We start from the raw sequence: 18789 nt of genomic DNA, 5'->3' as shown, positions 1-18789 counted from the left end.
CGGGCGACCGGCGACTCACCGACCGCCCGTATTCAGCCTTACGCGGATCGGTCGAGAGCGCGCAGCGAGCGGTCCGTGATCGAGCGGGCGCCGCGGCCGATCGCGATCGTGCCGGACTGGACCAGCTCCTTGATGCCGAACGGCTCCAGCATCTTGAGCATGGCGGACAGCTTCTCGCTGGATCCGGTGGCCTCGATGGTGACGGCGTCCGGGGAGACGTCGACCGTCTTGGCGCGGAACAGCTGGACGATCTCCACGATCTGGGAGCGCGTCTCGTTGTCGGCGCGCACCTTCACCAGAACGAGTTCGCGCTGAACCGCCTGGCCGGGCTCCAGCTCCACGATCTTCAGCACGTTGACGAGCTTGTTGAGCTGCTTGGTGACCTGCTCAAGCGGCAGGTCCTCGACGCCCACCACGATGGTGATGCGGGAGATGTCGGGGTGCTCGGTGACACCGACCGCGAGCGAGTCGATGTTGAAGCCGCGGCGCGAGAAGAGGGCGGCGATCCGGGCCAGGATGCCCGGCGTGTTCTCCACCAGGACGGAGAGCGTGTGCTTGGACATTTCTCGTTCGTCTCTCTCGCTCAGTCGTCTTCGTTGTCGCCGAAGTCGGGGCGGACGTCCCGGGCGGCCATGATCTCGTCGTTGGAGGTGCCGGCGGCGACCATCGGCCACACCATCGCGTCCTCGTGGACGATGAAGTCGATGACGACCGGACGGTCGTTGATGGAGTTCGCCTCTTCGATGACCTTGTCGAGGTCCTCAGGGCGCTCGCAGCGGATGGAGTAACAGCCCATGGCCTCCGACAGCTTCACGAAGTCGGGGACGCGGGTGCCGGCGCTCGGCTCCTTGCCGGTGGCCTCCGGGCCGGAGTGCAGCACCGTGTTGGAGTAGCGCTGGTTGTAGAAGAGGGTCTGCCACTGGCGGACCATCCCGAGGGCGCCGTTGTTGATGATGGCGACCTTGATCGGGATGTTGTTCAGGGCACAGGTGGTCAGTTCCTGATTGGTCATCTGGAAGCAGCCGTCGCCGTCGATCGCCCAGACCGTACGGTCCGGCCGGCCGGCCTTGGCGCCCATGGCGGCCGGGACCGCGTAGCCCATCGTTCCGGCGCCGCCGGAGTTCAGCCAGGTGGCGGGCTTGTCGTACTGGACGAAGTGCGCGGCCCACATCTGGTGCTGGCCGACGCCCGCCGCGAAGATCGTGCCCTCCGGGGCGAGCTGTCCGATGCGCTCGATGACCTGCTGCGGGGCGAGCGAGCCGTCCTCCGGCTGGTCGTAGCCGAGCGGGTAGGTGTCCCGCCAGCGGCTCAGATCGCTCCACCAGGCGGTGTAGTCGCCCTTGTGGCCCTCGCTGTGCTCCTTCTGCACGGCCTGGACCAGGTCGGCGATGACCTCGCGGGCGTCACCGACGATCGGCACGTCGGCTGCGCGGTTCTTGCCGATCTCGGCCGGGTCGATGTCGGCGTGGACGATCTTGGCGTACGGGGCGAAGCTGTCCAGCTTGCCGGTGACGCGGTCGTCGAAGCGGGCTCCGAGGGCGACGATCAGGTCGGCCTTCTGCAGCGCGGTGACGGCGGTGACCGCACCGTGCATGCCCGGCATTCCCACGTGCAGCGGGTGGCTGTCGGGGAACGCGCCGAGCGCCATCAGGGTGGTGGTGACGGGCGCTCCGGTGAGTTCGGCGAGGACCTTCAGCTCGGCCGTCGCGTTCGCCTTGATGACGCCGCCGCCGACGTAGAGGACGGGCCGCTTGGCGGAGGTGATCAGCTTGGCCGCCTCGCGGATCTGCTTGGCGTGCGGCTTGGTCACCGGGCGGTAGCCGGGCAGGTCCATGGTGGGCGGCCAGGAGAAGACGGTCTTCGCCTGGAGGGCGTCCTTGGCGATGTCGACCAGGACCGGGCCCGGGCGGCCGGTGGAGGCGATGTGGAACGCCTGCGCGATGACCTGCGGGATGTCCTCGGCCTTGGTGACGAGGAAGTTGTGCTTGGTGATCGGCATGGTGATGCCGACGATGTCCGCCTCCTGGAAGGCGTCCGTGCCGATCGACTTCGAGGCGACCTGGCCGGTGATCGCGACCAGCGGCACCGAGTCCATGTGCGCGTCGGCGATCGGCGTGACCAGGTTGGTGGCGCCCGGGCCGGAGGTGGCCATGCAGACACCGACCTTGCCGGTGGCCTGCGCGTAGCCGGTGGCCGCGTGGCCGGCGCCCTGCTCGTGCCGGACCAGCACGTGGCGCACCCGGGTGGAGTCCATCAGCGGGTCGTACGCCGGCAGGATCGCACCGCCGGGAATGCCGAATACCGTCTCAGCGCCGACCTCCTCGAGGGAGCGGATGAGGGACTGCGCACCCGTGACGTGCTCGACGGGGGCGGACTGGTGTCCTCCGGATCGGGGCCGCGGCTGCGGATGGGCCCCGGTGGCCTGCTCGGTCATCGGCATTCTCTTCTCGATGCTGAGGGTTTTTGCGAGGTTTATGCGGTGTACGACTGCGGTACGACAGGTGCCTGTGCAACAAAAAACCCCTCGTGCCGTAGGGCAAGCGAGGGGAGCGCGCCGGTGTGGTCGCTGGGGATTCCGGATGGTCCTCCGGTCGTTCCCAGCTCAGCCGACGCGCTGTCCAAGTACGAGAATTCGGGTGCGCATGGCACTGACCCTCCCCCCGGCACGCACCACGTGTCAAGTGGGTGGGACGGGAGTCTCATTATGTGAACGAAGGGCACTGCCACCTCCGAAGACGGCGGGCACACCTCTGGTGTACACCCCCGCGGCGCCGCCCGCGAACGCCGGCTCGGCCGGGGCGTGCGGGACCGGAAAGTGGCCGGATCCGAGCGCTCGGCGCAGCCGGTACTCGTCCAGCGCCCCTGCGAACGCCATGCCCTGCCCGTGGGTGCAGCCCATCGCGCGCAGTGCGACCACCTGCTCCGGCAGGTCCACGCCCTCGGCGACGGACTGGAGCCCCAGATCGCCGGCGATGCGGAGCAGCCCACTGGTGATCTTGTGCAGCCGCGCGGACTCCACGACGCCCTCGACCAGACTGCGGTCGAGCCGGAGGACGTCCACGGGCAACCGCCGCAGGGCCGTGATCGCCGCGTAGCCGCTGCCGAAGCCGTCGAGGGCGATCCGCACCCCGAGCCGGCTGAGCGCGGTCAGGCGCCGCTCCAGCTCGTCCAGCGAGACCCTGGGGTCGGTCTCGCACAGCTCGACGACCAGCGCACCGGGCGGCAGTCCGTGCCGGGTCAGCAGCGCCTCCACGGAGCCCAGCGGCATCGAGCGGTCCAGCAGCCGCCGGGCGCTCATCCGGACGGCCACCGGCACCACGGCCCCGGTGGCGGCCCGCTCGGCGGCCTGTTCCACGGCCTCCTGGAGGATCCAGCGGTCCAGCTCCGCGGTCTTGTCGCCGTCCTCGGTCACCCGCAGGAACTCGGCCGGGGTGAACAGCACCCCCTGGGAGGAGCGCCAGCGCGCCTGCGCCGAGACCGATGTGATCCGGCCGTTCTCCAGGCAGACCACCGGCTGGTGCAGCAGGGCGAACTCGCCGTCGTGCAGCGCGGCACGCAGCCGGGTGGCCAGCTCCGCCTTGCGGACGACGTCCTGCTGCATCTGCGGCTTGTACAGCTCGACGCGGCCCTTCCCGGCCGACTTCGCGCGGTACATCGCGAGGTCGGCGTTGCGCAGCAGCTCGCCCGCGCCGAGGCCCTGCTCGGCGAAGGCGACACCGATGGAGGCGTTGACCCGGACATCGTTGCCGTCGATGGCGTAGGGCTGGGAGAGGGTCATCCTGAGGCGGTCGGCGAGCTCCAGGATGTTCCGCTCCCGGGCGGCACGGTCACGGGTGCCGTCCCCGACGATCAGGGCCGCGAACTCGTCGCCGCCCAGCCGGGAGGCGGTGTCCCCGTGCCGGACCGCGTCCTGGAGTCTGCGGGCGGCCTGGACGAGCAGCTCGTCCCCCGCCTGGTGCCCGATCGTGTCGTTGACGGCCTTGAAGCCGTCCAGGTCGATGAAGAGCACGGCCGTGCCGCGCAGGGCGGCGCCCCGGTCGGTGGCGCGGCGGCCGGACAGGGCCTGCTGGACGCGCTGGGTGAACAGCGCGCGGTTGGGCAGGTCGGTGAGCGGGTCGTGCTCGGCGTTGTGCTGCAACTGGGCCTGCAGCCGTACGCGTTCGGTCACGTCCCGGCTGTTGAAGATCAGGCCGCCGTGATGCCGGTTGACGGTCGACTCGACGTTGAGCCAGCCGCCCCCGCCGGACCGGAAGCGGCACTCGATGCGCGTGGTGGGTTCCTCGAGCGGGCTGGCGGCGAGGAAGCGGCGCACCTCGTGCACCACACAGCCCAGGTCCTCCGGGTGGATGAGACCGGCCAGCTCGGTGCCCACCAGATCCTCGGCGGACCGTCCGTAGACCCCGGCGGCGGCCGGGGAGACGTACCGGAGGATGCCGTTGGGCGCGGCGATCATGATGACGTCGCTGGAGCCCTGCACCAGGGAGCGGAAGTGGTTCTCCTTCTGCGCCAGCTCCTGGGTGAGGGTGATGTTGTCCAGCAGCATGATGCCCTGGCGGATGACGAGCGCCAGCACGACGGCGCCCGCGGTGATCAGCACGACATGGTCGGGCCTGCGGCCGTTGAGGACGTTGTACAGGATGCCCAGGGTGCACACGGCTGCGGCGAGGTACGGGGTGAGCGCGGCGAGGGAACCGGTGAGCGGCCGTCCGGCCGGGTACCGGACGTGATCGCCTCCGGGAGCGGGCGCGGGCACGTACGGATGGCCCGTGCTGCGCTGTCCGGGCACGTGCTCGTGGATCACGCGCGTGTGCCCGTCCGGTACGTGCCGTTCGCCGTCCTGCCCTCCGGGGCACCGGGGGGCGGCCCAGGGGGCGTAGGCGAGCAGCAGCGAACCGGCGAACCAGCCCGCGTCCAGCAGCTGTCCGGAGTGGTAACTGCGGTGCAGCAGCGGCGAGGTGAACAGCGCGTCGCACATCACGGTCAGCGCGAGCGCGCCGATCACGGTGTTCACCGCCGTACGGTTGCCCGGGGCGCGGCGGAAGTGCAGCGCGAGCACCATGCTGACGAGCGCGATGTCGAGCAGCGGGTACGCCAGCGTCAGCGCGGTGTGCGCCACGCTCGGGCCGTCGGACCGGGCCGCCTGGGCGAGCGCGAGGCTCCAGGACAGGGTGAGCAGCGAGCCGCCGATCAGCCAGGCGTCCAGCCCCAGGCAGATCCAGCCGGCCTTCGTCACCGGCCGTTTGGCGAAGACCAGCAGGCCCACGATGGCGGGCGGCGCGAAGCACAGGAAGAACAGGTTCGCCCAGCTGATCTGGGGCACATCCACGTCGAGCACGACCTCGTACCACCCCCAGACCGCGTTGCCGAGGGCTGCCATCAGCTGGGAGAGGGCGAACAGCAGCCAGGCCGACCGGAAGCGGACCCGCGGGTTGCGGGCGTAGAGGAAGCAGGAGACCGCGGCGGTGCCCGCCGCGGCGCTCAGTCCGAAGTCACCCATCACGTCGGCGACCTCGTGGGTACCCCAGTCGAGCGTGGCACCGACGGCGTAGGCCGCGCAGACCAGGGCGAGCACGAGTTGCCGGACCAGGCGGGCGCTGTCGTCGGCGGCCGGCACGCGGGGCGGCGGGGCCCCTTGCGGATGCGGTGCGCGCAGCGCCGCGTCGAGCGTGGTGGTCACGGAGGGCGGCGCGTTCACCGAGGCCTCCAGGCCCGCGCCGCTCCCGGGTCCCGTGGGTCCCGGTGCGCATTCCTCCGGCGGCCGCCCTGCCTGCGGTGGTGGCTGTGATGGCTCGTGTGGTGGCCGTGTCTGCGCGCCGCCGTGCGCCAGGGTCGCCGTCGGCGGCTCCGCCGCGTCGGATCGTTCGTCCATAGGCCGTGCATCGCCCGTCGCCCCCCTCACAAATCTGAAATGTCCGTCCCCGGCGCCGAAATGTCCGCGGCGCAACCCCTGTCGGGACGATACACCAGTATCGTCACTCAGGGACATAGCTTCTCTACGCTCCGTGACGGCACACGTCAATACGGACACGACCCGCATTCGGAAGATTGCGGAGGGTGCAGAAAACGGATTGCGCCCCCGGTCACGCCCCCGTTGTGAGGATCACGTTCCGCAGGGGCTCGCGGTTCACGAAGCGGTTCAACTGGTCCGCCAGCAGCCGCTTTGCGCGCGGCAGGAAGGCCGAGGTGGGCCCGCCCATGTGCGGGCTGATGAGCACGCCGGGCGCCTGCCACAAGGGATGTCCCGCCGGCAGCGGCTCGGGATCCGTGACGTCCAGGGCCGCGGTGATGCGCCCCTTGTCCAGCTCCACGAGCAGCGCCTCGGTGTCCACGACGGGCCCGCGGGCGACGTTGACCAGCAGCGCTCCGTCCCTCATCAGGCCCAGGAAGCCCGCGTCCACCAGGCCCCGGGTGTCCTCCGTCAAGGGCGTGGAGAGGATCACGACATCGGCTTCCGGAAGCAGAGAAGGCAATTCGGTGAGCGGGTGCACCAGACCGCGCGCCGTGGTGCGCCGGGAGCGCGCGACGCGCGCCACCCGCGCCACTTCAAAGGGCGTGAGCCGGTCCTCGATGGCGGCTCCGATGGAGCCGTATCCGACGATGAGGACGCTCTTGTCGGCGAGCGCCGGACGGAACCCGCCGAGCCACTCGCCCCGGTCCTGGGCCCGTACGAAGTCGGGGATGCCGCGCAGGGAGGCGAGGACCAGCGTCAGCGTCAGCTCGGCGGTACTCGCTTCGTGGACCCCGCGCGCGTTGCACAACCGGACACCCGGACGCAGGTACTTCAGTCCCGGCTGCACATGGTCGATGCCGGCCGACAGCGTCTGTACGACCCGGACCGCGCCCATGCCGGGCAGCGGGCGCACGCCCACCTCGGCCGGCTTCATGTACGGCACGACGTAGAAGGCGCACTCATCCGGGTCGCCGGGGAACTCCTCGCCTCCGTCCCAGAACAGGTACCGGGGTCCCTCGGGAAGCCCCTCGATCTCCTCCGGCGGGATGGGAAGCCACACGTCTGCAGTCATGGCAGGAGGCTATGTCAGCCGTACAGGTGTGCGGAGGTTAGGTTGGGGGCTCGGAGAGGGAGGGTCACGGGCAGGTGGAGCGCAGGACGATCGGCGCGGGGGCGCTCGCGGTGGGGGCCGTCGGACTCGGGTGCATGCCGATGAGCTGGGCGTACAGCGCCTCGCGGCAGCGGGGCGACGCCTCGCTCCGGGCGGTGCACCGGGCACTGGACCTGGGCTCGACCCTCCTGGACACGGCGGACATGTACGGCCCGTTCACCAACGAGCTGCTGCTCGGGCGGGTGTTGAAGGAGCGCCGCCAGGAGGCCTTCGTGTCGACGAAGGTGGGGCTGCTCGTGGGCGAGCAGCACATCGTGGCCAACGGCCGCCCGGGGTATGTGAAACGGGCCTGCGACGCCTCGCTGCGGCGCCTGCAGACGGACGTGATCGACCTCTACCAGCTGCACCGCGCCGACCCCGAGGTCCCCGTCGAGGAGACGTGGGGCGCGATGGCCGAGCTGGTGCAGGCCGGGAAGGTACGGGCGCTCGGCGTGTGCGCGGTGGGTGCGCGCGGCGGCCGCCGCTCCGGGTCCCGGCTGCACGACGCGACCCTGCGCCAGCTCCAGCGGATCCAGCAGGTCTTCCCGGTGAGCGCGGTGCAGGCGGAGCTGTCGTTGTGGTCGCCGGAGGCGCTGGACGCGCTGCTGCCGTGGTGCGCGGCGCGGGGCGTGGGCTTCCTGGCGGCGATGCCCCTGGGCAACGGCTTCCTGACCGGCACGCTCACCCCCGGCGAGGGCTTCGAACCGGACGACCTGCGCGCCCGCCACCCCCGCTTCACGGCCGAGATGATGGCGGCCAACCAGCCGATCGTCGCGGGGCTCCGCCGGATCGCCCGCCGGCACGGCGAGGACGTCACCGCGGCCCAGGTGGCGCTGGCCTGGGTGCTCGCCCAGGGCCGGCAGGTGATCGCGCTGCCCGGCACCAAGCAGGAGCGCTGGGCGGAGGAGAACGCGGCGGCGACCGCGCTGCGGCTGACCGCGCAGGACCTGGCGGAGGTGGCCGGGCTGCCGGCGGCACAGGGATCCTGGGACTGAAGGATCCTGGGGCCGAAGGATCCTGAGGCTGAAAGGATCCTGGGACTGAGGTGCCGCCTCGAAGGGACCATGATCGTGCAACGTCGAGCTGTGACGGCCGTGTTGGCCGCGACCACGCTCCTGCTGACCGCGGGCTGCTCCTCCGACGGCTCAGGCCCGTCGGCCGGCCGCGGGAGTACGACCTCACCGGGCGCCGCCGCCTCCTCGGGCCGGGCCACCGAATCCACCCCTGCGGCCAAGGGCTCCGTGAAGGTGCTGCGCACGGTGGCCGAGGGTCTGAAGACACCGTGGGGCCTGGCTCCGCTCCCCGGCGGCGGCCTGCTGGTCTCCTCCCGTGACGACGGCACGATCACCCGGATCGACGAGCAGACGGGCAGCAAGACGGAGCTGGGCACGGTCTCCGGTGTCTCCGCGGCCGGCGAGGGCGGCCTGCTCGGCATCGCCCTGTCGCCCGACTACGCCTCGGACCACATGATCTACGCCTACTTCACCTCGGCCTCGGACAACCGCATCGTCCGGATGCTGTACGACGAGCAGAAGCCGGCCGGTGAGCAACTGAGCGCCCCCGACACGGTCTTCAAGGGCATCCCCAAGGGAATCATCCACAACGGCGGCCGGATCGCTTTCGGCCCCGACGGGATGCTCTACGCGGGCACCGGCGAGAGCGGCAACCGCGGCCTGGCCCAGGACAGGAAGTCGCTGGGCGGCAAGATCCTCCGGCTGACCCCGGAGGGCGAGCCGGCCCCGGGCGACCCGTTCCCCGACTCCCCCGTGTACTCGTACGGCCACCGGAACGTCCAGGGCCTGGCCTGGGACTCCAAACAGCGCCTGTTCGCCTCGGAGTTCGGCCAGGACACCTGGGACGAGCTGAACGCGATCAAGCCGGGCGACAACTACGGGTGGCCGGACGCCGAGGGCAGGTCCTCCGAAGCCCGCTATCACAACCCGATCGCCGAGTGGCACACCGACGACGCCTCCCCCAGCGGCATCGCCTATGTCGACGGCGTCATCTGGATGGCCGGCCTCAAGGGCGAGCGGCTGTGGCGCATCCCCCTTCGGGGCACCGAGGCCTCGGCGGCCCCCCAGGCGTTCCTCGAGGGTGAGTACGGCCGCCTGCGCACGGTGGTCGCGGCGGGCGGCGACAAGGTGTGGCTGGTCACGAGCGACACGGATGGGCGCGGGAGGCCGAAGAAGGGCGATGACCGGGTGCTGGAGGCGGAGGTGAAGTAGCTCCCGGCTCACTCGTCGTGCGCGGGCTCCGCTTCGGTGGACGGCGGCTCGGGCCGGCGTACGACGACCTTGCCCGAGGCGAGGTCTATGGGTCCCCGGCTCGGGTCGTTGTCCCCGACGTCCTCCCGGGTCAGCTCGAGGCGCTTCTCTTCGTCATGGGTGTGTTTGCGGCTGGGCGCGAACAGTTCCTCGAAGGCGTTGAACACGGCTTCTCCCCCCTGCCGGTTTCCTCCAGCGTACGGCTCAGCCCGCCGTAGGGGCGGCGAGCGGTTCGGCCGGGAACAACTCCAGCCGGTGCGCCACGGCCGCCGCCTCGCCCCGGCCCGCGACGCCGAGTTTGGACAGGATGTTGGAGACGTGGACGCTCGCGGTCTTCGGTGAGATGAAGAGTTCCTCGGCTATCTGGCGGTTGGTGCGGCCGGCCGCGACCAGGCGGAGGACGTCCCGCTCCCGGCTGGTGAGACCGAGGCTCTCGGCGGGGTCGAGGGCCTGCCGGGGGGTGGAGGTCCCCCCGCGCGAGCGAAGCCGAGCGTGGGGGAGGGCGAGGGTGAGGCGGGCGCGCTGGGCGAGGCGGGCGACGGCGTCGGCGAGCGGGCGGGCGCCGAGGTGGTCGGCGACCGCACCGGCCAGGCGGAGCAGTTCGGTGGCGCGGTCCCGTTCGTCGTCGCCGGCGGCGGCCTCTTCGAGCAGGGCCTGGGCGAGACGGTGGCGGACCCGGGCGAGGTCGTAGGGGCGGTCCAGGCGCTCGAAGTCGGTGACCACGTCCGACCAGATCGCGGCGGTGTCGGTGCCGTGGGCGCGGTGCAGTTCGGCGCGGGTCCAGCGGTCGTAGGCGTCCCAGATGGGCGCACCGGTGGTGAGCTTCCGCGCGGCTTCGGCGAGCCGGTCGAGGACGTCGGCGCGGCCGTCGGCCGCCGCGGGCAGGGCGCGGGCGTCGGCCTCGGTGGTGGCGGCGGCCAGCAGCAGGGGCCAGCCGTAGCGCTGGGTGCCGGGCGGGAAGCCCGCCTCCAGGGCGCGGTCCAGCTCGGCGCGGGCGTCGAGGAGACGGCCCTCCGCGGCGGCGACGCCGATGGTGATACGGCCTACGGGCAGCAGCACCTGGGGCATCGGATCGTGGGAACCGTAGTGGACGCGCGCGATGGACAGTTGGCGGGCGGCCTCGGCGGCATCGCCCCGGGCGAGGGCGATGTGGGCGAGGCGCAGGGCGCCGGCGCCCCGGGGCTTGGCGCTCGCTGCGGACCCGAGGGCGCCCGCGGCGGCTTCGGCGGCCTCGTCCCACTGGCCCAGCGCGTACAGCGAGTCGGAGAGGTTGCCCCAGATCCACGCCTCGGCGTCCAGCAGGCCGAATCTGCGGGCGAAGGCGAGACCCTCGCGCAGGATCGGCACGGCTTCCCGGGAGCGGCCGACCGCGTCCAGCTCGGAGGGCAGGTTCACATACGCCCGGCCCCCGACATGAGCCACACCCTCCTGGAGCGCAGCCTGCTTGACCCGGGCCATCTCCGCCAGCCCGGTCTCGACGTCACCCGCGTCGACCATGAGGACGCCGAGGGTCAGCCGCGCGTTGAGCTCGATCTCGCAGGCGTCCACCATCCGCGCGTACTCCACGGCCCGTTCGGCGGCCGCGAAGGCCTCGGGCCCGGGTTCGTGCAGCATGGACCAGCTGGCGACGTTGGCCAGCACGTCGGCGTGCACCTCCGAGGGCGGCAGGCCGCTTACGAGCTCCTGGGCGGTGGCGAGTTCCTGCCTGCCGTCGCCGCGGGCCAGCGCCTGGACCAGCCGGGAACGCTGCACCCAGAACCAGGCGGCGCGCAGCGGATCGTCGTCGTCCTGGAGGATCCGCAAGGCCCTCTTGGTGATCTTCAGGGCGCGTTCGCGCTCCCCGCAGAAGCGGCCTGCGACCGCCGCCTCCGCCATCAGGTCGAGGTAGCGCAGCGGGGTGGTGGCCGGATCGCAGCCGCACGGAGGGAAGACGTCGGTGTAGTCGACCGGGCGCAGGGCGGCGCGGACCTCCTCGGGGGCGGTGTCCCACAGCTCCATCGCCCGCTCCAGGAGCCGCAGTTGCTCGCTGTAGGCGTGCCGGCGGCGGGCCACGACGGAGGCGTCGAGGACGGCGGGCAGGGCCTTGGCGGCGTCATGGGCCTGGTACCAGTAGCTGGCCAGACGCGTCACGCGCGCGTCGGCCGGGACCAGCCCCGGGTCGGTCTCCAGGGCCTCGGCGTACCGCCGGTTGAGCCGGGAGCGCTCGCCGGGCAGCAGGTCGTCGGAGACGGCCTCGCGGACCAGGGAGTGCCGAAAGCGGTAGCCGTCGCCGCCGGGCGTGGCGGTGAGGATGTTGGCGCCCACGGCGGCCCTGAGCGCCTCGATGAGATCGTCCTCGGCGAGCTGGGCCACGGCGGCCAGCAACCGGTACTCGACGGTGGAGCCGCCCTCGGCGACGATCCGGGCGACCCGCTGGGCGCTCTCGGGCAGCGCCTCGACGCGGACCAGGAGCAGGTCGCGCAGGGAGTCGGTGAGGCCGGTGCAGCAGCCCTCGCAGCCGGCGACGGCGAGTTCCTCGACGAAGAAGGCGTTGCCGTCGGAGCGTTCGAAGATCTCGTCGACCTGGGCCGGGTCGGGTTCGGTGGCGAGGATGCCGGCGATCTGGCGGGCGACCTCCTCGCGGGTGAAGCGGGCGAGCTCCAGGCGGCGGACGGTGCGCAGCCGGTCGAGTTCGGCGAGCAGGGGGCGCAGCGGGTGGCGGCGGTGGATGTCGTCGGCGCGGTAGGTGGCCAGGACCACGAGGCGGCCGGTGCGCAGGGTGCGGAAGAGGTAGGCGAGGAGGTGGCGGGTGGAGGCGTCGGCCCAGTGCAGGTCCTCCAGGACGAGCACGACCGGGTGCGTGGCCGCGACCCGCTCCAGCAGCCGGGCGGTGAGTTCGAACAGGCGGGCCATGCCCTGCTCGTCGTGGCGGCTGGAGGTGGCTTCGCCCAGCTCGGGCAGCAGCCGGGCCAGTTCCTCCTCCTGGCCGGTGCCGGCGGCGGCGAACTCCTCGGGCAGGGCGTCGCGCAGGGCGCGCAGCGCGGTGGAGAAGGGGGCGAAGGGCAGTCCGTCGGCGCCGATCTCCACGCAGCCGCCCACGGCGACGACGGCACCGTGACGGCCGGCGCCCGCGGCGAACTCCTCGACGAGGCGGGTCTTGCCGACCCCCGCCTCGCCGCCGAGCAGCAGCGCCTGCGGCTCGCCCGCGGCGGCGCGGGCGAGCGCGTCGTTCAAGGTGCCCAACTCGTCGGTGCGGCCGACGAACACGGGACTGACAGATCTGGTCTCCACGGGCCCGAGCATCGCACGGGGCTCGGACAGCGGGGCACCGGTTTTCCACAGTTCCGGTGCGATGGTCGTACGAACACCGGGCAGAGGGCGGCCGACCCCCGTGCGGCCGCCCTCTGCCCTTCCCGCGCTCACGCGGCGCGCGGGAGCCGGTGCCGGCGGGGGCGGTCGGTATGGGTCTCGGCACCGGCGGTGCTGTGCAGCGCGGCCTCCTCGCGGCGGGCGGCGCGGCGGGAGCGGCGGACCTCGCGGGCGAGGCGCTCCTGTGCGGCCTCCTGGCGCAGCTCGGCAGAGCGCATCCGGTGGAGTTCGAACTCGTACATGACGTCTCCTTCGGGAGAGGTGGTTGCGTGCATCGCTTTCTGCGATGTCTCCACCTTCGTCTCCCAGGGGGGTGCGCCACATCGGGAGAGTTCCGCATCTTCGCGCGCGTGGCCTGCCGTGGATGCGCGTAAGGGGCCTCAGGGGATCCGTAAGGTCCTCACGGATTCCCTAAGGCCCCTGGGGACCTGCGGTTCTTCAGCCGGTCGAGGGCAGGGGGAGCAGCGCGTCGGAGTACTTCAGGACGGCCAGGAGCAGGCCGATGACGCTCAGCGAGACGCCCGCCCAGGCGACCGACTTGATCCAGGGGGCCTGCGGGCGGCCGGGGGTGCCGAACGCGGGCCGGGCGAGCACGACCACACCGGTGACCAGCGCGGCCAGCGCGAACAGGCCGGCCCACAGGGCGGTGGTGTGCCAGGCGTCGCCGTAGACCTCCTTGACCTGCTTGGCGACGCTCGCCGTGGACGAGGTCCGGAGCTGGCCGACGAGGGTCTCGCGGGCGGCGGCGACCGTGCCGATCCAGCCGCCGCTGAGCGAGACCACGCCCAGCGCGGCGGAGACGACGGCACCGGCGCCCTGGCCGACCCCGGAGGGGACCTTCTCCTGAGGTGCCTCCCCGGGCTCCTCGCTCTCCTCGGCCGGCTCCCCGGTCAGCTCCTCGGCCGCTTCCGCACCCTCTGCTTCGGTGTCGACGGCCGCTGTCTGCTCGTCGTCGTTCTTGGTGACGTCCTCAGTCTTCGTTGCCATGCCCGGCACCGTACGGAGGCTGTCTGAGAGGTCTCTTAATGATCGTTGCTCGTCAATGATCGTCGTGCGCGGTACACGCGCGTGCGGCACGCCACTCCGGGTCCAGCACCGACCAGATCTCGGTGTCCGTGCGCACGCCCCGGTGCGGGTAGTTCTCGCGGAGCACGCCCTCACGGCTCATGCCGAGGCGCCGGGCCACGTTGATGCTGGGCTCGTTGGCCGAGGACACGTGCCACTCCACCCGGTGCATGCCGCGCTCGTCGAACGCCCAGTCCAGCAGCACCCGCAGGCCGCGCGTGACCAGGCCGCGCCCGGCCGCCCCCGGTTCCAGCCAGCAGCCGGCCTCGCACACCCCGCTCGGGGTGTCCCACACCCGGAAGAGCAGGCCTCCCACCAGTTTCCCGTCCAGCCACAACCCGTGCAGGCTGCCCGCGTCGGCGGCGCGCTTGTCGGCGTACGACCGGATCCAGTCGCGGGCGCCGTCCAGGTCGGTCACCACGTCCGGCAGGCCGATGTGCCGGCCGATGAACTCCCGTCCCCGGTCGATGTTGGCGAGCACCTCCGCCGCGTGCCAGACCTCCAGGGGCCGCAGTTCGGCGCCGTCGTCACCCAGGGATATCGCGTACATCGTGCTGCTCCTCCCGCAGTTCCTCCATCGAGACCCTGCCGAGCCTCTCATGGGCGGCGCGGCACTCGGGCGGCTCGATGCTGATGCGCGGCAGCCGGCGCTCCAGCCAGGCGGGCAGCCACCAGTTGGCGGCGCCGAGCAGGTGCATCAGGGCGGGCACGAGCAGAGTGCGCAGCACGAAGGCGTCGAGGGCGACGGCGGAGGCGAGCGCGATGCCGAACATGGCGATCACACGGTCGCCACTGAGCACGAAGGCGAGGAAGACCGAGATCATGATGACCGCCGCGGAGTTGATCACCCGGCTGGTCTCGGCGAGGCCAACCCGCACGGCCCGCCGGTTGTCGCCGGTCTCCAGCCACTCCTCGTACATCCGGCTGACCAGGAACACCTGGTAGTCCATGGAGAGGCCGAAGAGGACCGAGACCATGATCACGGGCAGGAACGGCTCGATGGGGCCCGCCCGGCCCAGCCCGAGCAGTTCGCTGCCCCAGCCCCACTGGAAGACGGCGACGACGATGCCGAAGGCGGCGGCCACGGCGGCGATGTTCATCGCGGCGGCCTTCAGCGGTATGCCGAGCGAGCGGAAGGCGACCAGCAGCAGGAGACAGCCGAGTCCGATGACCACGCCGACGAACAGCGGCAGTTTGCCGACGATCACATCCGCGAAGTCGTCGTAGCTCGCCGTCACGCCGCCGACCTGCACGTCGAGGGAGGTGCCTGTCTCCGCGCGCGGGAGGACCTCGGTGCGCAGCCGGTCGACCAGGTCGCTGGTGCGCTGCGACTGGGGCGCGGAGTCGGGAACGACCGTGAGGTAGGCCCGGTCGCCGCCGGAGTCGTAGGTCACCGGGGTGACCGAGGCGACGCCCCGGGTGGCGCGCAGGGTGGTGTCGAGGCTGTCCAGGGCGAGCTTCTCGGCGCCGCCGTCCACGCGCGTCACCAGCGTCAGCGGGCCGTTCACTCCGGGTCCGAAGCCCTGCGCGAGAAGGTCGTAGGCCTGCCGGGTGGTGGCCGAGCGGGGGTCGTTGCCCTGGTCGGAGGTGCCGAGGTGGAGGGAGAGCGTGGGCAGCGCGAGCAGGCCGACGACGGCGACGGCGAGGGAGCCGAGCAGCCCCGGCCGGCGCTCCACGAACGCGGACCAGCGGGCGGCGAGACCGGTGGGCAGCTCCGGCCGCGGCCCGCGCCTGGCGAGCCGGCGCCGCTCGCGGCGGCTGAGCGCGTACGGGCCGATGTACGACAGCAGGGCGGGCAGCAGGGTCACGGAGGCGGCGACGGTGAGGACGACCGTCAAGGAGGCGGCGACCGCCACCCCGTTGAGGAAGTCCAGACGCAGGATCAGCATGCCCAGCAGGGCGATGCACACGGTCGCACCCGCGAACACGACCGCGCGTCCGGTGGTGGCCACGGCGTTCACGGCGGCCTCGCCGACACTGAGGCCGCGTTTCAGCCCGCGCCGGTGTCGGGTCACGATGAAGAGCGCGTAGTCGATGCCGACACCGAGCCCGATCAGCATGCCGAGCATGGGCGCGAAGTCGGCCACGGTCATGGCGTGTCCGAGCAGCCCGATCCCGGCGTACGCCGTGCCCACGCCGATCAGCGCGGTGGCGATCGGCAGCAGCGAGGCGGCGAGCGAGCCGAAGGCGAGGAACAGCACGACGGCGGCGACGGCCACGCCGACCATCTCGGCCATGTGCCCGCGCGTGGACTCGGTGAGCCCGATGGCGCTGCCGCCCAGTTCCACCCGCAGCCCGTCGCGTTCGGCGGACTTGGCGGTGCGTACGACGGCCTCGGCCTCGGACTTCCCTATGTGTCCGGCCTGCTGGGCGAAGGTGAGGGTGGCGTAGGCCGTATGACCGTCGGCGCTGATCCGGTGGGCGCCGTGGCGGCCGTACGGGCCGACGACCGAGGCCACTCCCGGCAGGCCGGCGATCCGGTCGAGGGTGCGGGTCATGGTGCGCTGCACGCCGTGCGCGCGGACGGTGCCGTCGGTGGTGTGCCAGACGACGGTGTCGCTGTCGCCGCCGAGGCCGGGGAAGCCCTCCTCGAGCAGCCGGGTCGCGCGGCCCGACTCGGTGCCGGGGACCTCGTAGTCGTTCGAGTAGGCCGATCCGGCCACCGCGGCGGCCGCGGTGAATGAACCGAAGGCGAGGAGCCACAGCAGGACGGCTGTCAGGCGATGCCGGACACACCAGCGCGCGAGGGCTGCCACGGACGTGCTCCCGGGGGGACGATGTGTGGATCTTTGGCCGGGAAACATCGTCCAAAAGCTGAACAGCCCGCAAAGAACGCATGAGCAAGTGCTGGACACTCTTGCAGGTGAAAGTGATCGTTTGCCGTGTTCATGGGCTTCTCGGCAGGAGTGGGAGAGACGTCACAGGACAGATCCGACAACTCTGTCGCCCCTGCACGTCGTTCAGTCGAACTGGTCCCCGAGAGCCATGATCATCGTGCCGGCGATCAGCAGCCACAGGGCCCGGCGGGTACGGCCCCGGGCGCCGAGAAACGCGGCGACGGCGCACACCACGGCGCCCAGACCGTAGGCGGCAGGCACGCGCGCCGGTGCGGAGCCGGTGAGCCGGAGCAGGGCGGCGGCCAGCCCGGCCAGACACAGCAACACCCCGGTGCCGGACGCGATCCAGCGGGCCCGGCGAGCTTCCGGGACGTGGTCCGCCAGGTCCTCCGCCTCGGTTATGACGGGTTCGGTGTCGGAATCGGTACGTCCACTCATGGCGGGCGAGCGTAGCGCCTCCGGCCGGGGAAACCCGATGCGGGGGCGGTGCCCTCGGCTGCGGGCGCGCCATGGCCCCCGTCTTCCTGGCCAGGGAACGCCGACCGGGGGGCGCCTGCTGGGGTTCACCCTGGTCGTGGGGCGCCGCAGGCAGCGGTACGGCCCCGGAGGGACGGGCCTCCGGGGCCGCATGCCGGCTCGAGCAGGGACTCAGCCCTCGCTCACGCCCAGCTTCTCCAGGATCAGTTCCTTGACGCGGGCCGCGTCGGCCTGACCCCGGGTCGCCTTCATGACCGCGCCGACCAGGGCGCCGGCCGCGGCCACCTTGCCGCCGCGGATCTTGTCGGCGATGCCCGGGTTCCCGGCGATGGCCTCGTCGACGGCCGTGCCGAGGGCCGAGTCGTCGGACACCACCTTGAGGCCGCGCTTCTCGACGACCTCGTCCGGGGTGCCCTCGCCCGCGAGAACGCCCTCGATGACCTGGCGGGCCAGCTTGTCGTTCAGGTCACCCTTCGCGACCAGCTCGGAGACCCGGGCGACCTGCGCCGGGGTGATCGCCAGCTCGTCCAGCGCCTTGGCCGACTCGTTGGCGCTGCGCGCCAGTTCGCCCATCCACCACTTGCGGGCGGAGGCCGCGTCGGCACCGGCGTCGATCGTGGCGACGATCGGCTCCAGCGCACCGGCGTTGAGGATCGCCTGCATGTCGGTGGCCGAGATGCCCCACTCCGCGAGCAGGCGGGTGCGGCGGGCCAGCGGCATCTCGGGCAGCGCGGCGCGGATCTCCTCGACCCACTCGCGCGAGGGCGCCACCGGGACGAGGTCGGGCTCCGGGAAGTACCGGTAGTCCTCGGCCTCCTCCTTCACGCGGCCCGAGGTCGTGGACCCGGTGTCCTCGTGGAAGTGGCGGGTCTCCTGGACGATCGTGCCGCCGTCGCCGAGCACGGCCGCGTGCCGCTGGATCTCGAAGCGGACCGCACGCTCCACCGAGCGCAGGGAGTTGACGTTCTTCGTCTCGGAGCGCGTGCCGAACTTCTCGCTGCCCTTGGGCATCAGCGACAGGTTCACGTCGCAGCGCATCTGGCCCATCTCCATGCGGGCCTCGGAGACGCCGAGCGCCCTGATGAGCTCGCGCAGCTCACGGACGTAGGCCTTCGCCACCTCGGGAGCGCGCTCGCCGGCGCCGACGATCGGCTTGGTGACGATCTCGATCAGCGGGATGCCGGCGCGGTTGTAGTCGAGCAGCGAGTGCTGCGCGCCGTGGATGCGGCCGGTGGCGCCGCCGACGTGCGTCGACTTGCCGGTGTCCTCCTCCATGTGGGCGCGCTCGATCTCCACGCGGAAGGTCTCGCCGTCCTCCAGCTGTACGTCGAGGTAGCCGTTGAAGGCGATCGGCTCGTCGTACTGGGAGGTCTGGAAGTTCTTCGGCATGTCCGGATAGAAGTAGTTCTTCCGGGCGAAGCGGCACCACTCGGCGATCTCGCAGTTCAGCGCGAGACCGATCTTGATCGCGGACTCGACTCCGGTCCTGTTCATGACCGGGAGCGCGCCGGGCAGGCCGAGGCAGGTCGGGCAGGTCTGCGAGTTGGGCTCGGCGCCCAGCTCGGTCGAACACCCGCAGAACATCTTGGTCTTGGTGCCGAGTTCGACATGGACCTCGAGGCCCATGACGGGGTCGTACGACGCCAGCGCGTCCTCGTACGACACCAGGTCGGTCGTGGTGGTCACGGTGAAAACTTC

The 18789-nt window shown here is 71.8% G+C and carries 14 protein-coding genes; 2 read left to right on the top strand and 12 right to left on the bottom strand.

What is annotated here, in order from left to right; genetic code table 11:
- Positions 1–38: 38 nt before the first annotated feature.
- The 4 genes from ilvN to ACZ5DS_RS14560 form a co-directional block, all read right to left on the bottom strand.
- Complete coding sequence (gene ilvN, locus ACZ5DS_RS14575) at positions 39–563, bottom strand: acetolactate synthase small subunit (RefSeq protein WP_468237643.1); 525 nt, start codon at positions 561–563, stop codon at positions 39–41.
- 20 nt (positions 564–583) lie between these two features.
- Entirely contained in the window at positions 584–2440 is a 1857-nt protein-coding gene (locus ACZ5DS_RS14570; RefSeq protein WP_468237641.1) for an acetolactate synthase large subunit, read from the bottom strand.
- Positions 2441–2677: 237 nt separating this feature from the next.
- Complete coding sequence (locus ACZ5DS_RS14565) at positions 2678–5695, bottom strand: EAL domain-containing protein (protein WP_468237638.1); 3018 nt, start codon at positions 5693–5695, stop codon at positions 2678–2680.
- 385 nt (positions 5696–6080) lie between these two features.
- Positions 6081–7022, bottom strand: coding sequence for a 2-hydroxyacid dehydrogenase (locus ACZ5DS_RS14560; RefSeq protein ID WP_468237635.1), 942 nt, complete (start codon positions 7020–7022; stop codon positions 6081–6083).
- A gap of 74 nt (positions 7023–7096) precedes the next feature.
- Here ACZ5DS_RS14560 and ACZ5DS_RS14555 point away from each other — a divergent pair, with 74 nt between their 5' ends.
- The gene (locus tag ACZ5DS_RS14555; RefSeq protein WP_468237633.1) at positions 7097–8095 is read left to right on the top strand and encodes an aldo/keto reductase; all 999 of its coding nucleotides are present in this window, start codon (positions 7097–7099) and stop codon (positions 8093–8095) included.
- 69 nt (positions 8096–8164) lie between these two features.
- Entirely contained in the window at positions 8165–9325 is a 1161-nt protein-coding gene (locus tag ACZ5DS_RS14550) for a PQQ-dependent sugar dehydrogenase (RefSeq protein ID WP_468237631.1), read from the top strand.
- Between the two features lie 8 nt (positions 9326–9333).
- Here the strand turns inward: ACZ5DS_RS14550 and ACZ5DS_RS14545 are convergent, their stop codons facing one another.
- The 8 genes from ACZ5DS_RS14545 to gatB all read right to left on the bottom strand — a co-directional run bounded on the left by ACZ5DS_RS14545 (position 9334) and on the right by gatB (position 18777).
- Complete coding sequence (locus ACZ5DS_RS14545) at positions 9334–9531, bottom strand: DUF6191 domain-containing protein (RefSeq protein ID WP_468237628.1); 198 nt, start codon at positions 9529–9531, stop codon at positions 9334–9336.
- 37 nt (positions 9532–9568) lie between these two features.
- Positions 9569–12646 carry a helix-turn-helix transcriptional regulator gene (locus ACZ5DS_RS14540; protein WP_468237626.1) on the bottom strand — a complete coding sequence of 1026 codons (3078 nt, stop codon included), beginning with the start codon at positions 12644–12646 and terminating at the stop codon, positions 9569–9571.
- Between the two features lie 116 nt (positions 12647–12762).
- The gene (locus tag ACZ5DS_RS14535; protein ID WP_468237623.1) at positions 12763–12954 is read right to left on the bottom strand and encodes a hypothetical protein; all 192 of its coding nucleotides are present in this window, start codon (positions 12952–12954) and stop codon (positions 12763–12765) included.
- A 196-nt stretch (positions 12955–13150) separates the two neighbouring features.
- Positions 13151–13699, bottom strand: coding sequence for a hypothetical protein (locus ACZ5DS_RS14530; protein WP_468237621.1), 549 nt, complete (start codon positions 13697–13699; stop codon positions 13151–13153).
- 52 nt (positions 13700–13751) lie between these two features.
- Positions 13752–14327 (bottom strand): GNAT family N-acetyltransferase, encoded by a 576-nt coding sequence (locus ACZ5DS_RS14525; protein WP_468237618.1) that lies wholly within the window; start codon positions 14325–14327, stop codon positions 13752–13754.
- Positions 14305–16533 (bottom strand): MMPL family transporter, encoded by a 2229-nt coding sequence (locus ACZ5DS_RS14520; RefSeq protein WP_468237616.1) that lies wholly within the window; start codon positions 16531–16533, stop codon positions 14305–14307. Before ACZ5DS_RS14520 ends, ACZ5DS_RS14525 begins: the two co-directional genes overlap by 23 nt.
- Before the next feature lie 204 nt (positions 16534–16737).
- Positions 16738–17052, bottom strand: coding sequence for a hypothetical protein (locus ACZ5DS_RS14515; protein ID WP_468237614.1), 315 nt, complete (start codon positions 17050–17052; stop codon positions 16738–16740).
- 210 nt (positions 17053–17262) lie between these two features.
- Positions 17263–18777 (bottom strand): Asp-tRNA(Asn)/Glu-tRNA(Gln) amidotransferase subunit GatB, encoded by a 1515-nt coding sequence (gene gatB, locus ACZ5DS_RS14510; RefSeq protein WP_468237613.1) that lies wholly within the window; start codon positions 18775–18777, stop codon positions 17263–17265.
- Positions 18778–18789 lie beyond the last annotated feature (12 nt).

The organism is Streptomyces sp. NPDC031100 (genome assembly GCF_055570785.1).
Note: the sequence above shows the minus strand (reverse complement) of the source record. Positions and strands in the feature narration are given on the sequence as shown.

Coding starts and splice junctions, on each gene's coding strand:
- ACZ5DS_RS14530 (WP_468237621.1), bottom strand. CDS start 13,699: ATGGCAACGAAGACTGAGGACGTCACCAAGAACGACGACGAGCAGACA.
- ACZ5DS_RS14570 (WP_468237641.1), bottom strand. CDS start 2,440: ATGCCGATGACCGAGCAGGCCACCGGGGCCCATCCGCAGCCGCGGCCC.
- ACZ5DS_RS14515 (WP_468237614.1), bottom strand. CDS start 17,052: ATGAGTGGACGTACCGATTCCGACACCGAACCCGTCATAACCGAGGCG.
- ACZ5DS_RS14535 (WP_468237623.1), bottom strand. CDS start 12,954: ATGTACGAGTTCGAACTCCACCGGATGCGCTCTGCCGAGCTGCGCCAG.
- ACZ5DS_RS14525 (WP_468237618.1), bottom strand. CDS start 14,327: ATGTACGCGATATCCCTGGGTGACGACGGCGCCGAACTGCGGCCCCTG.
- ACZ5DS_RS14550 (WP_468237631.1), top strand. CDS start 8,165: ATGATCGTGCAACGTCGAGCTGTGACGGCCGTGTTGGCCGCGACCACG.
- ilvN (WP_468237643.1), bottom strand. CDS start 563: ATGTCCAAGCACACGCTCTCCGTCCTGGTGGAGAACACGCCGGGCATC.
- ACZ5DS_RS14560 (WP_468237635.1), bottom strand. CDS start 7,022: ATGACTGCAGACGTGTGGCTTCCCATCCCGCCGGAGGAGATCGAGGGG.
- ACZ5DS_RS14540 (WP_468237626.1), bottom strand. CDS start 12,646: ATGCTCGGGCCCGTGGAGACCAGATCTGTCAGTCCCGTGTTCGTCGGC.